Origin of the sequence: Rhizobium lusitanum, from assembly GCF_014189535.1 — a bacterium.
GTDB lineage: Bacteria > Pseudomonadota > Alphaproteobacteria > Rhizobiales > Rhizobiaceae > Rhizobium > Rhizobium lusitanum_C.
On the sequence record NZ_CP050305.1, the window covers coordinates 156,210 to 169,424 of the forward strand.

Below are 13,215 nucleotides of genomic sequence, written 5' to 3' on the forward strand. Positions count from 1 at the left end.
AGCATCATCCGTAACAGCAGCAAATGATGGTGTGGAACGGCCCTTCGCACCGGCATCGAGGATGCCTACTGTGGTGACGCCAATCGCCACAAGATAGAAGGAACCGTTCCATGGAGAAGATTACCACAATCGGACTGGATCTGGCTAAGTCAGTCTTTCAGGTTCATGCCATTACGGAAGATGGACATGTCGCTGTCCGACGTGCTTTGCGGCGATCACAATTGTTGGAGTTCTTCCGCAACACCGAACCATGTCTTGTCGGAATGGAAGCATGCGGGAGTGCCCACTACTGGGCCAACGCGATTGGTGAATTCGGTCATACGGTGCGATTGATGCCTCCGGCCTATGTGAAGCCCTACGTCAAGCGAAACAAGACCGACGCAGCTGATGCTGAGGCAATCTGCGAGGCGGTCACGCGCCCTACAATGCGCTTTGTTCCCGTCAAGTCACCAGAGGAGCAAGCTGCCGGGATAGTTTTGAAGACCCGAGAGTTACTGGTGCGTCAGCGAAGCCAGACGGCCAATGCCATGCGGGGCCACATGGCCGAGCTCGGGATCATCGCTGCAACTGGAATGACAAGCATTGCCAAGCTCATCACCATTTTGCGTGACGATGGAGATGATCGTCTGCCGAACTCGGCTCGGGCCGCGCTGTCAGAGATGGCCGATCAGATCGAAAGGCTCACAGAAAGGGTTGAGGTGCTCGACGGCAAGATTATCGCAGCAGTGAAAGCTGATGATACCGCTCGTCGGCTGACGACGATCCCCGGCGTCGGCCCTATTATTGCAGCAACTGTTCGCGCCGCCGTTCAAGATCCGGCAGCCTTCCGAACCGGGCGGGATCTGGCCGCCTGGATCGGCATCACGCCGAAAGGGGGCAGAACAAGATTAGTGCGAAATCGTACGTTAATCAAATTCGTCCATATTTTCCGTAGTTTGTCGCCTGTACTGAATATGAAGTTTTAGGGTGAAATGCTTTTAGGGCCCAGTTTTGGGAACGAATATCGATCTCGAGCATCACTTCCTCGGCTAAACGTACGATTTCGCACTAATCTTGTTCTGACCCCAAGGAGGATGGCGCAGGATAAGACGCGCCGGCTCCGACGACGAATAGCACGTCACCACGGTCCCGGGCCAGAAGCAGATCCTCGGGTAGGGGCGGAAGTCCCGCCTCGAGATATACTTCAGTCGACATGCTGCCCCAAGCCCCGTCTCATTAGTTGCACACCCTATACACGATACGACTTGCGAACGTAAACATCCCAAACGTGCATCATCGCCTCCAAACCGAGGGAATCTACTCAGCTAATGCCTGCACCAATCCAGGCCTTTGCTCGCGCGGGTCATTATGCAAGCATGACCTTTGATGTGGACGGCGCCATTGCTCAGCGCTTCCGCACTCGATACGGATACCGCTCTCAATTTCGAACTACGAGTTCCGCCACAAATTGCCGTGTCTTTCGCCTTGCTGCTGACCAGGTCGGAATTGAGACAGGGCAATGAAAAATATTGCTTTTCATGCCGGGCGATCGGCTCCGGTAGAATGGCAACCTCGGTGAATTTTGCACGAGATTCAGCTTCCTTTTACCCTTCCAGGGGTGTCCGCCGATGTTCAGCGCGCAAGTTGCAGCGTATATAGCTGTTTGAAAGCGTCGATCTGTTAATCCTGCAGAGATTGGATGTGAGCTGAGGTATGAACCACCAAACGATCCAAACTACAGCCGCCGTTGTATCTTTGATTGTTACCATCTTTGCCGTCGTCATCTCGACGACATTCCAGTCTAGCGGAACTAATATTCCAAAGAAAGTTGAGGTTGAATATACCGGTCCAACCGATCCGCTATCGGACCTGAAAGAGACAAAAGTTGATCTCAATGTCTCGGTGAGCAGCGAAGGGCAAAATGTCGATCGGCTTATTTTCTACCAAACGTCGATTACCAACAGTAGCAACGTTCCGATCCTGCCTTCAGACTTTTTCGGGAACATGAAACTAGTCTCAAAGCAACCTTGGCAAATCGTCGCGATCGGTCGTTCAAAATACGAACTCGCGCATGGTGTCGTGGCTTCATGGGCAAGGCAAAGCGATAACGAGTTCGACTCGCCGCCAATTTTGTTGAATCCAGGCGAAGCTTTGAACGTAACCGTCTATCTGACGGCACCGGAAGCGATAATTTCTGCCCAAAAATTTGACGACCCGGCACCAATCGCCTGGGATATGCACATCGCCAATCTCGCATCTTTGGAGGAAACACCCAATCCCGTCACTCGCTTTAGGACAAGCGTTGGCAACATTCTTGTGACGATTTGGGGTTGGGGAATCTGGACAGTGCTCGGTCTATTCATTTTTCTGCTCGGAACACATCTTCTGCTGCTAACCTGGTCGGGTCTTGTAAATCGTCTTAACCCGCTAGGTGGTGCCCTTGTCGTTTATGTTGCGCTACTAAGTCTCATCGCCGCTGAAACGATTAACACCATGATTTTCGGTGTATCACCGCTTTTCTACGTCCCAGGTGACCTCAGCTCGAGGTTGCCCATCTGCATCTTGAATTTCGTTGTCCTGGCAGCAACTTCCATCTTGAGCTATCGAAGCCGACGCAGACGTGGCAAGGTCCAACGGTCATCCGAATTATAGTCGGCGCCGCTTTTGGAATGTTCTATATTCGTGCGCCCCTCCACTATTTGGTTGGAGGATAATCGCAATTCTCGGGGGGCTGACCTTGCCTGTTGATTATCGCACGAATTTGACCCACTTTTTCGTTTCAGACGAATCCGCCCACACTGCGAGAAAATGTTTTCGATCAACACCATAAATGCAATTGGGTGGTACAACGCAAAATGAAAAATTGGCGCAAATCTAGCTGAAACTCAACAGACATCAGTCTCGATGAAGTTGCGCGCCTTTTCATCTGAAAGGGCTTGTGCGCATCAAGGCGCACGTAGAAATATTTTCCTACGCCTCTTTACTTTACAGCCAAAAGAGAGTATAATGGCAAAATCGACGTCTGTCTATTTGACGGCGTCGTTACCATGGCATCCTGTGCCGAAGCGAGTTAATTCCTAAGCAGTCTTCAACTCGCATATCGGGGCAGTGTTGTCAACACAAAATGTCAACATAAGGAAACCTGACATGGAAGCACGTAATGCCCAGTAATGCCCTCTCGATTGAGTGGGGTGAAGATGCCCTGAATGACGTCAATGAAATGGTGAATTTCATTAGTGAATTTAATCCGCCGGCTGCGAAGGCTCTGGTTGATCAAATTGAGAAAAGCGTCGATCGCCTGCCGACTTTCCCTTTCAGCTACAGGACCGGTCGTGTCGCCGGGACCCGTGAAATGCCGGTTGGGAAGCATATTGTAATCTATTCTGTGAGCGAGACTGAAGTCCTTGTTCTTCGGGTACTGCACTCCGCTCAGCAGTGGCCCTAAAGGTTCAGCTCTGGCGCGTGATCAACGCGCCAGAGCTTTTTTATTTTGTTTTTTCTTCGAGATTGGCTCTGATCGCTGCCATAGCCTTAGCGTGTGGTACTCTTGGACGAGTATCCCCCATGGCTTCTCTGACTTTGCTGCGAAACCACTCATCATAAGCTTCAGGATCGGTCGTTAGGCCTACAGGAAGAGCGCCTTCCTTCTCAATTCGGGTAAGAAGAATCCTTACAGCGTCTGAGATTGTGAGGCCAAAGTTTGCCAGGACCTCTGAAGCATTTTGCTTTAGCCGATCGTCGATACGAACGTGCAGCATTGAAGTTTGAGTGCTCATTTGGTTCTCCTATGACGGCTCTTGTATCTCAAATGAGATACAAGAGCAAGGAGAAAGTGAAATAGCGCCCAAAGGTTCCGGATTAATTCCCGTCGACCTTTCTAAATTGATGCCCGCAAGTTTCCCTATTTCCCTTTTAGCCGGAACGGCAAGACCCTTGCTGAAGAAGAGGTATCATTAAACTCAGTGCTTTCACGCAGCTTGAGCCCAATGACCTCTGCATTCCTGGAAAACCACCCTGGGGGCAGCGCAGTAAGGTTTTCAATGTCACCCTCGTATAAAAGGAAATGGTCGGCGTGCTCACCCTACTATTTTCTAAAATTAAAGATGCGAATTTCATTCGTAAAGAAGGTCAGCTTCGAAGAGGAAATGATTGAGCGCGACTCCAACCAGCGCACAAACTCCTGATTTTCTGTAGTGTTTCCTATTCTCGGCTGCCGCCATCCTGGTTCGATCTCAGAAAATGGCTTCGGTAACTCGTGAAGTGCCGCTTTGACCTGCTCGTCGGACATCAGATTCTGGCATCTATTGAACAATGAGATTTGAACGGTGACTGGTTCGGCATTTATGACCACCGCGTGGGCGGCTTCTGGCGTCAGGTGACTTAAGTCCGCGTTGGAGCGATGGAATACCCGGCCGACAATCGAAGCACGATGTGATAAGCTCGCCAGCGACATCAGGTCCATCTTATCTATGATTTTGAGCTTCTGATCGTCGTTAATGTTTGACGCTAGAAGCTTCTCACGAAAGTTGTCGTCGACCGAGAATTTGTCTTCACTAGCGAGATAGTTGTCAATATTCTTCGCTACGAACAGAACCTGCAGCTCATCGTTGCCCGCCAAAAACGAAAATGCCTTTTCGGAGAACGTGATCGTCGCCACTTCAACAAGCATACGTAATTTGTCCGTGCCCAAATTTTCAGGAAACTGAACGAACTGCTTAGGCAAGGTGCAGAGATAGGCTCGATAGGTATCGGCGTCGAAATCACTGTTGTTGATCAGGAATTGACGCAGCGGAACCGCTTCCTTTCGATCGTCGATAGTGACAGCCGAGAGCACGGACTGCGCTTCAGGATGTTGAAGGTAGGCTGTGAGTGTTTGCGCATCGAAATCGTCACTCGATATGAATGTCAGGCAATTTTCCCACGATGGTTCGATCTTGCGCAATCGAAACACTGTCGATCGAAGCCGAACCGGAACCTGCTCAAGCGCAGGCAGCTCCACTCTTTGCTGCTCCAGGAACTGTTCTAGATATTCTGCCTCGATCTCTTCGTGGTTGAGAACGTTAATGACCGCGGAAACATCCTCCTCAGTGTTGCTCGCTTGGAGGAGAACGTTTTTGAGGTAGCGATCAAAATCGTTATGAACCTTGTCGACCAACGGCGCGTAGTCCGTTCGCAAAACGGTTGAGTAGTGCTTGGTTTGCAGATTCGCTTCGGTGCTGGAGCCCAACACCTCGCGAAATATGAAATCCAAGTTCTCGACGGTGATCTTGTACAGACCGTGATCGCTAAGCAGTCGGGCAACAGCCGGGTAAGGCCCTATCCTGTTCAGGTCTTCCGTCTCGAACTGAAATACGGCCAATCGGCTAGGTTCGAAATCGATCTGAAGAGCCAAAATCTGCGCAAGGTTCACGGCCAAAAAATCGAATAATCCAGGGGCCTTGCGAGGCAGCGATTCAAGCTCCTTCTCAGGTAGATGTGCGATTATCCGCGCGATATTGGTCTGCCCCCTGAAAAATGATCCTTTTTGAAGTATGGCTTGCGAGCCGAAGGAGGATATTGAAATGGCAGGGAGAAGACATAAGGCGGAAGAGATCGTCACGAAGCTTCGTCAGGTCGACGTGCTGACTGGGCAGGGCAAATCAATGGTGGAGGCGATTCGAGCGATAGGTGTAACGGAAGTTACATATTATCGCTGGCGGGCCGAATACGGTGGTCTGAAAGGCGATCAGGTGAAACGCCTGAAGGAGCTGGAGGCTGAGAATAGCCGGCTTCGACGAGCGGTTTCCGATTTGACGCTGGATAAGATAATTTTGGTGGGTGAAGCGAACCAGCAATCGATCCGGTGGATCGATTGCCGCTGAACGCCAAGGGAAACTTCTAAGCCCCGCTCGTCGTCGCGCTTGTGTGGATCATGTCATCGAGGAACTGGGCGTGTCCGAACGACGGGCTTGCCGGGTTCTCGGCCAGCATCGTTCCACCCAACGCAAGATCGCCAAAACACCCGATGATGAGGCAGCCTTGACCGCCGACATCACGGCACTCGCACTCCAGTATGGCCGATATGGCTATCGCCGCATCGCGGCGCTGCTACACCAGGCAGGCTGGATCGTAAACGTAAAGCGAGTTGAGCGGATATGGCGGCGTGAGGGGCTAAAGGTTCCCTATAAGCAACCCAAGCGTGGGCGGCTCTGGCTGAACGACAGCTCATGCATTCGGCTCCGGCCGGAATATCCCAACCATGTCTGGTCCTACGATTTCGTCGAGGACCGAACGCATAATGGAAGGAAATTTCGCATGCTAAACGTGATCGACGAGTTCACACGAGAATGCATCGCTATCAGGGTCGAGAGGAAACTAAAGGCGGTGGATGTCATCGATGTCCTCTCCGATCTGTTTATCCTGCGCGGCATCCCGACTCACATCCGTTCAGACAACGGGCCGGAATTCATCGCCACGGCGTTGCGGGATTGGATCACGATGGTCGGCGCCAAGACGGCTTATATCATGCCGGGCAGTCCTTGGGAGAACGGATACTGCGAAAGCTTCAACTCGAAACTCAGGGACGAACTGCTTAACGGAGAAATCTTCTACACATTGCAGGAGGCAAGGATCATCATCGAAGCGTGGCGGCGGCATTACAACACTGTCCGTCCGCACTCGTCTCTAAACTACAAGCCTCCAGCCCCCGAGGCCACTGTCGGGCCTAAAGGAAGCGGACCGGCGTCAACACCAACAGTGGCGGCCAAGCCCAGTATGCACTAACATTAAACATGGGGTAATCGCGGCGCGATCGCCCTGGGCCATTTTATGAGAGTGATGGCTGGAATGGGCGGTTGCCCCCGATAAGATGGAAGAACGGGCTCACGATTGGCACCGGGCCCAAACATCGAATGGAGGCAACCGTGGACCAATATATAGGGCTTGATGTTTCATTGAAAGATACCGCAATCTCGATCCGCCAGGAGGGGAAGCGGATCTGGCGGGGGAAGTGTCCTTCGGATCCAAAACTTCTTGCAGAGATGATCCGCAAGCACGCGCCATACGCCAGGCGTGTCGTATTCGAGACGGGGCCGTTGTCGACGTGGTTCTATCATGCGCTGACGGCCGAGGGGGTGCCCGCTATCTGCATCGAAGCGCGGCACGCGCAAAAGGTATTGGGCGAGACGCTCAACAAGACCGATGCCAATGATGCGGATGGCTTGGCCCAACTGGCCGAAGCCGGCTTCTACAAGGCGGTCCGAGTAAAGTCGTTCGACAACATGCTGACGCGCACGCTGGTGGGGGCTCGCAATCAGCTGCTGAGCATCTCAACCCAGCTTAACAATCAGATTCGCGGCCTGATGAAGACGTTCGGTCTCATTGTCCCCAAAGGGAAAGGTCGGGTGTTTGATGACAATGTGAGGGAACTCATAGATGGGAACGACGGGTTGGCAAGGATCATATTGCCTCTGCTTGAGGCGTGGGGCGGCATACGCAAGCGCGCGGCCGATCTCGATCACCAGTTGCTCGCAGTGGCACGGGAGAGCCAGGCTACGAAGCTGTTGATGACGATCCCAGGCATCGGCGCCGTCACGGCTGTTTCCTACGTCGCGGCGATTGAAGATCCAGACAACTTCCGAACATCGCGCTCGGTTGGCGCCTGGCTCGGGCTGACAACACGGCGCTACCAGTCAGGCGAGGTCGACTATGACGGCCATATCTCTCGAAGAGGCGACAACCATCTACGGGGACTGCTCTATGAGGCGGCGACGGTGATCCTCACGAGGGCCAGTACCAAGAACGAGAGCAGTCTCAAAAGCTGGGGCCTCAAGCTGCGTGAGCGGTTGGGCTTCAAGCGCGCCGCGGTGGCGGTCGCCCGAAAGCTTGCGGTTATCATGCACAGCATGCTCAAGACAGGAGAAGTGTTCAATGCATCGGCCGGCGCCACCGCGTAAGCGAAGTGCCAGTCTCCTTCCCTCAGCGCGTCAAAATTGATTTGAGGCACTGAGCGTCCCTGCTGCGGACGTGGGTTGGATCATTCCGTTTACACGGGCTGCAGTTCGTTGAGACTGCGCATTAAACATAGGAAGATCCTGCCTGCGAAAACCCATCATGCGGCGACATTTGTCGACCGCGGAGACAACCCTGCTCCCGGCACAGGACAACTCAGAAGAAAGCATGGCTACTGAGGCTCGACACAACCAATCAACTCACACCGCGTTGCCAGTCGCGCAACACGGCGAAGATACTCAATTGCCACGCCGTCTTGACTAACGGAACGCTATTAGACAACCCGGATCATCCTGCGGGGGCATGCCACAAGCACCAGCCAAGATCCGAACCGGCGCAATCAACGTGCTCGCCCAATGGCTCGTGATCGACAAGGAGGGACCTGAGAAGGCTTGGACATCGATGATCGTGCCATTCTTCAATCGGATCTGGCCAATGGAAAAGCGGTTCTTGGACAACGCCCATACGGTGCACTTAATCCGGCTCGCAGTCGGCGCGGGCGATCATTTCCCGTCCGCGATCGAGTTGCTGCGACCTTATATGCAGCCCTTCGCTCGCAGCGCTAGCTTGCATATGTTGACGGGTAGCGGCATCCCAAGCAAATTTCCGCATTCGACGTTGGACCTACTTTGGATAGTGCTTAGATCCTCGGAAGCAACGTCTTTCGAACTTGCCGATATTCTCGACGAAATCGTTGCCGCCTTTCCCGAGATCGAAATCGATCGCCGGTTTCAGTTTCTAGCACAGAAGGCCACGCGCTATCGGTAAGTGGGGCAGATTGGGTGGCAAACGACCGCAGATCAAACTGATATCCGCAATCAGCCTCTATTTTGTTGGAGACGAAGTACAATAGGCTGCACGTGATGACCAGAACATGGGAAATGCAAAAATGATCATAGACAAAGCCCACGCGAAGCGAATTATAGACCTCGTGGTTTCACTAGATCCCATCCTCAATAAGCTCGCCGAAGAAGTCACATCGATTGAGAACACCGAGCGTTCGAGGGAGCTAAGGGGAGCTCTCGCTGAAATCATGGGGCAGGCCATGATGGGTATCATTGTCCCGCTTGAGAAACTTTTTCCCGAGCTGAATCCCGATAAGGCCTGACGATAATCGTTGTTATGAAAAACGCTCGTCGTGCGACCTACGCCGCTGCGTACCGCTGGCTCTGTTGGTCGCATTCCCAATCAAATGCAGAGCGCCACCCATTCTGCTCCACGTACCCCCATTTGGTACGTGGGGCAAAATCGGTGGCAGGGTCTCAGCGTCGCCGGATAGAAAGTGTGCATAACCGGGCGCGTTGAATCCTGTTGGTCGGCGCTGGGATTCCTAAGACGGGGCAAATCATGATTCGATCCAGGTATGGCAAAGAGACGCCTCCCCTCCCCCGAGCATGCCGACACGCTTTCACTGAATGCGTTGCGCAGTCTGGTGACGGGTTTGTTGCAGCGGTCGCAACAGGCGGAAGCGCGGCTTGATAGGCTCGAGGCCGAGACTATTCAGCTTCGCGACGAAAACGCAGCCCTTCGCTTGGAAAACACCCGGTTAAAAGTCGAGAACCAGCTGCTGCGCGACGAGATTGCGCGATTGAAAAATCTGCCGCCGCGACCGCCGTTTCGCTCCTCCGGAATGGAGAAGGTGGCGGATGCCACATCCGACGACAAATCGGTACCGAAGAAGAAACCCCGCGGCCCAAAGCTGGATGTGAAGCGGGTGAGCCGGCAGGAGATCCTGCGCGTCGATGCTCCTGATGGATCGCGCTTCAAGGGATACAGAAGCTTCTACGTTCGCGACCTGGTGCTCAAGGCGGAGCTCGTGCATTACCGTCGTGAATGCTGGGTGACCCCGAATGGAAAGACGGTGCTGGCAGCCTTGCCAGCGGGGATTACGGGTGGCTATGGCGCCAACCTCAGACGGCTTTGCCTGATGCTCCACGCACATGGACAAGTGACGACCGCCCGACTGACGACATTGCTGAACGATATCGGTCTCGATATCTCCAAGCGTCAGATAGTGCGGCTTTTGACAAAAGAGTTCGATGGCTTTGTTGCCGAGGACTCGGCGGTGCTGCATGCCGGTCTTGTATCGTCGCCTTATGTGACGGTTGACGACACTGGCGCGCGGCATTCCCATAATAACTATTACACCACACATATCGGCGGCCCGAATTTTACCGTCTTCCGAACGACAAAATCGAAGTCTCGGCTGAATTTCCTGTCGCTGCTGCGCGGCAATTACCAGGATTATGTGCTCAACGATGCCGCATTCGATTATCTGCAAGAGCGCCGTGGCGATCCAGTCATGGTCGCCGGACTTAGGACGTTTGAACCGCAGCGCTTCTGCAACCAGGTGCCGTTCATGACGCATCTGGCCGAAAAGGGCGTCGATATCTTCGATCGGCAGGACATTGGCACACTCGCTGAAGCCGGCCTTTGGGGCGCCATCCGTCACCACGGTCTGATGGGCAACATGGTGATCGTGTCCGACGACGCCGGCCAGTTCCGCGTCGGCAATCACGCGCTGTGTTGGGTCCATGCAGAACGCCTTCTGCAAAAGCTCATGCCGGCCACCGCCAAGGAAGAGCGGCGGCTCACGATGGTTCGCGATCTGGTCTGGCGTTTCTACAAGATGCTAAAAGCTTACAAGCAGAAACCTTCACCGCAGGCTGCCCCTGCCTTCCGACGACGGTTCGACCGGATCTTCGCCTTGCGCACCGGTTATGAGGCACTCGACAAGCTGCTTGAGCGGCTGCATCGAAGGAAGAACGAGTTGCTGAAGGTGCTCGAGCATCCCGGCATCCCGCTGCACACCAACGCATCGGAAAATGACCTGCGGACTTTCGTCACGAAACGAAAAATCTCCGGCGGTACGATGAGCCGCGACGGCCGGGTCGCGCGAGACATCATGCTCGGTCTGATGAAGACCTGCCAGAAGCTCGGGCTTTCTTTCTACCGCTATCTGGGAGACCGGCTTGGCCTGGGTAATGGAGATCGTCCCATCCCGCCTCTCTCGGCCACCATCCTCGCTCGGGCTTGAATGCTGTAACCGCCAGGGCTCACCAGCATTCAACGCTTTTGCCTGTCAAACCGGCAACGCCACCGAATGTGCCCCACTTACCCGCCCCACGTACCGAGATTCTCAGGTTTCTGTTTCATTAACCATATGAATTAACGTAATACTTTTCCGCATAGGAAGCAAAATTGCCCATAACTTCCATCATGCATAGCATTTCTTCTGACGCCTATCACTATCGATAAGTATCAAGTATCGATGGTGATATGACCTACTACTTGACCAACTTCGTTTTTGCGCCTATCGTCGCGCAGAATGTCGATTTGCAGGCTCTGATGCGGTCTGCGCGACGCGAGAGTGAATTCCAGTTCCCCGGAGAAACAAACCATCATGAGCGTCACCGTCAAGGTCGCAGAGGCCAAGGCCCATCTTTCCGAATTGCTGGCTCGCGTCGAGGCCGGTGAAGAGGTCATCATTTCCCGCGGCAACGATCCGATCGCCGTATTATCGCGCATTCGCAAGGAGAACGATATCGACAAAACGATTGCCGAGATCCGAGCGATGCGTCAGATGGCCAAGCCGGTTACCCAAGAGGAAATCCGCGCCTGGCGCGATGAGGGCCGCGCGTAATCATGTCTTTCGTCGTGGACGCCTCTATCGCCGCCAGCTGGTTTCTTCCCGATGAGCAGAGCGAAACCGCCGAGCGCCTGATTGGCGCACTCGCCGTCACACCAGGCCTGGTTCCATCGCTGTTCTGGTTCGAGGCCCGCAATCTGTTTGTCATGGCCGAGCGCCGTGGTCGATTGCCGGCCGGGGCAGCGCTGACTGCGACATTGAAGCTGCGCAGTCTGCCACTCGACGACCGCGGCTCGGGCAATGATGTCGCCATCGTCGATCTCGCTATCCGGCATGGCCTCTCGGGTTATGACGCCAGCTACGTTGCGCTTGCGAAATCTGCCAATGCGCCGTTGGCAACCGCCGACCGGAAGATGGCAAGCGCAGCCAGAAGCGAAGGCATTGCGATCGTGGGACCACTTGAGCATGAGCACTGATCGGTATCCAGCGGATTTACCGGTTCTGAAGCGCGCCGAAGAACTCGATGCGCTCGACGCCATTCTTCCCTTCGATCGCCGCGACCAGCTGGCAACGCTGCTGACTGACGACGATGTCGCCACTTTAAAACACCTGGCGCAAGAGGGCATGGGCGACAATACGCTACGGGCGCTTGCCTCAGACCTTGGCTATCTCGAGGCCTGGTGCCAGCTTGCCACCGGCGCTCCCCTCCCCTGGCCGGCGCCCGAAAGCTTGGCTCTCAAATTCGTCGCCCATCACCTCTGGGATCCGGTCGAGCGCGCCGAGGATCCAAACCACGGCATGCCGGCCGAGGTCGAGGCGGCATTGCGCGCTGAAGGTTTTCTACGGGTCGACGGCCCGCATGCACCAGACACCGTGCGGCGGCGTCTGACCTCCTGGTCGATCCTGACGCGCTGGCGTGGCCTGACGGGATCCTTCACCGCTCCGTCCCTGAAGACTGCCCTGCGGCTGGCCGTTCGCGCTGCGCCGCGGCAACGCCGCCGCAAGAGCAAAAAGGCCGCGACCGGCGACATCCTGGCGAAACTCCTGGCAACCTGCGCCGGTGATCGTCTGGTCGATCGCCGCGATCGCGCGCTGCTGCTCCTCGCCTTCGCCTCCGGTGGCCGTAGGCGTTCGGAAGTGGCGGGCTTGCGGTTCGAGGACCTGATCGACGAGGAGCCAGTGCGTGCTGATCCGACCGACGCAAACTCCCCTCCCCTCCCCTGCCTGACGATCAGCCTCGGCCGCACCAAGACGACGACGGCCGATGATGACGAACACGTCGTGTTGATCGGCCGGCCGGTAATCGCCTTGAAACATTGGCTAGCGGAGGCCAAGATCGACACCGGCCCGGTGTTTCGACGCATCGATCAGTGGGGCAATATCGATCGGCGGGCATTGACGCCGCAATCGGTCAACTTCATCCTCAAGGCACGCGTCAAGCAGGCCGGCCTAGACCCGGAGATGTTCTCGGCGCATGGGCTGCGATCGGGCTATCTCACCGAGGCCGCCAATCGTGGCATCCCCCTCCCCGAGGCCATGCAGCAGTCGCAGCACAAGTCGGTGACGCAGGCGGCGAGCTACTACAACAATGCCGAACGCAAAAATGGACGAGCTGCCAGGCTGGTGATCTAGCGAGGCGTCTCGGCCAGTTGGTTCAT

The 13,215-nt window shown here is 54.9% G+C and carries 11 protein-coding genes and 2 pseudogenes; 11 read left to right on the plus strand and 2 right to left on the minus strand.

Going from position 1 to position 13,215, the window contains the following annotated elements; translation table 11 throughout:
* Positions 1 to 110: 110 nt before the first annotated feature.
* The 3 genes and pseudogenes from HB780_RS02405 to HB780_RS02415 all read left to right on the plus strand — a co-directional run.
* Positions 111 to 896: pseudogene (locus HB780_RS02405) on the plus strand (IS110 family transposase); the annotation flags it as partial.
* Between the two features lie 796 nt (positions 897 to 1,692).
* Positions 1,693 to 2,631, plus strand: a complete 939-nt coding sequence (locus HB780_RS02410; RefSeq protein ID WP_183686503.1) for a hypothetical protein — start codon at positions 1,693 to 1,695, stop codon at positions 2,629 to 2,631.
* Positions 2,632 to 3,139: 508 nt separating this feature from the next.
* Complete coding sequence (locus tag HB780_RS02415; RefSeq protein ID WP_183686505.1) at positions 3,140 to 3,424, plus strand: type II toxin-antitoxin system RelE/ParE family toxin; 285 nt, start codon at positions 3,140 to 3,142, stop codon at positions 3,422 to 3,424.
* A 40-nt stretch (positions 3,425 to 3,464) separates the two neighbouring features.
* Here HB780_RS02415 and HB780_RS02420 read toward each other — a convergent pair whose 3' ends face one another.
* Together HB780_RS02420 and HB780_RS02425 are read right to left on the minus strand one after the other, a co-directional pair.
* On the minus strand, positions 3,465 to 3,755 hold the full coding sequence (locus HB780_RS02420) for a type II toxin-antitoxin system RelB/DinJ family antitoxin (RefSeq protein WP_183686507.1): 291 nt from the start codon (positions 3,753 to 3,755) through the stop codon (positions 3,465 to 3,467).
* A gap of 308 nt (positions 3,756 to 4,063) precedes the next feature.
* Positions 4,064 to 5,578 carry a hypothetical protein gene (locus tag HB780_RS02425; protein ID WP_183686509.1) on the minus strand — a complete coding sequence of 505 codons (1,515 nt, stop codon included), beginning with the start codon at positions 5,576 to 5,578 and terminating at the stop codon, positions 4,064 to 4,066.
* On the opposite strand from HB780_RS02425, the pseudogene HB780_RS02430 reads away from it, so the two are divergent.
* The 8 genes and pseudogenes from HB780_RS02430 to HB780_RS02465 all read left to right on the plus strand — a co-directional run bounded on the left by HB780_RS02430 (position 5,541) and on the right by HB780_RS02465 (position 13,189).
* Positions 5,541 to 6,741: pseudogene (locus HB780_RS02430) on the plus strand (IS3 family transposase). The gene HB780_RS02425 and the pseudogene HB780_RS02430 sit on opposite strands and share 38 nt — an antisense overlap.
* A gap of 140 nt (positions 6,742 to 6,881) precedes the next feature.
* Entirely contained in the window at positions 6,882 to 7,913 is a 1,032-nt protein-coding gene (locus HB780_RS02435; protein ID WP_183686511.1) for an IS110 family RNA-guided transposase, read from the plus strand.
* A gap of 358 nt (positions 7,914 to 8,271) precedes the next feature.
* Positions 8,272 to 8,736 carry a hypothetical protein gene (locus tag HB780_RS02440; RefSeq protein ID WP_183686512.1) on the plus strand — a complete coding sequence of 155 codons (465 nt, stop codon included), beginning with the start codon at positions 8,272 to 8,274 and terminating at the stop codon, positions 8,734 to 8,736.
* Positions 8,737 to 8,857: 121 nt separating this feature from the next.
* Complete coding sequence (locus tag HB780_RS02445; protein WP_183686514.1) at positions 8,858 to 9,076, plus strand: hypothetical protein; 219 nt, start codon at positions 8,858 to 8,860, stop codon at positions 9,074 to 9,076.
* 255 nt (positions 9,077 to 9,331) lie between these two features.
* Positions 9,332 to 11,005 carry an IS66 family transposase gene (locus HB780_RS02450; protein ID WP_183686516.1) on the plus strand — a complete coding sequence of 558 codons (1,674 nt, stop codon included), beginning with the start codon at positions 9,332 to 9,334 and terminating at the stop codon, positions 11,003 to 11,005.
* A gap of 366 nt (positions 11,006 to 11,371) precedes the next feature.
* Positions 11,372 to 11,611, plus strand: a complete 240-nt coding sequence (locus tag HB780_RS02455) for a type II toxin-antitoxin system Phd/YefM family antitoxin (RefSeq protein WP_113349381.1) — start codon at positions 11,372 to 11,374, stop codon at positions 11,609 to 11,611.
* A 2-nt stretch (positions 11,612 to 11,613) separates the two neighbouring features.
* Positions 11,614 to 12,033, plus strand: coding sequence for a type II toxin-antitoxin system VapC family toxin (locus tag HB780_RS02460; protein ID WP_174014864.1), 420 nt, complete (start codon positions 11,614 to 11,616; stop codon positions 12,031 to 12,033).
* Entirely contained in the window at positions 12,023 to 13,189 is a 1,167-nt protein-coding gene (locus tag HB780_RS02465) for a site-specific integrase (RefSeq protein ID WP_183686519.1), read from the plus strand. The genes HB780_RS02460 and HB780_RS02465 overlap by 11 nt, the downstream gene beginning before the upstream one ends.
* The last annotated feature ends 26 nt before the right edge of the window (positions 13,190 to 13,215 follow it).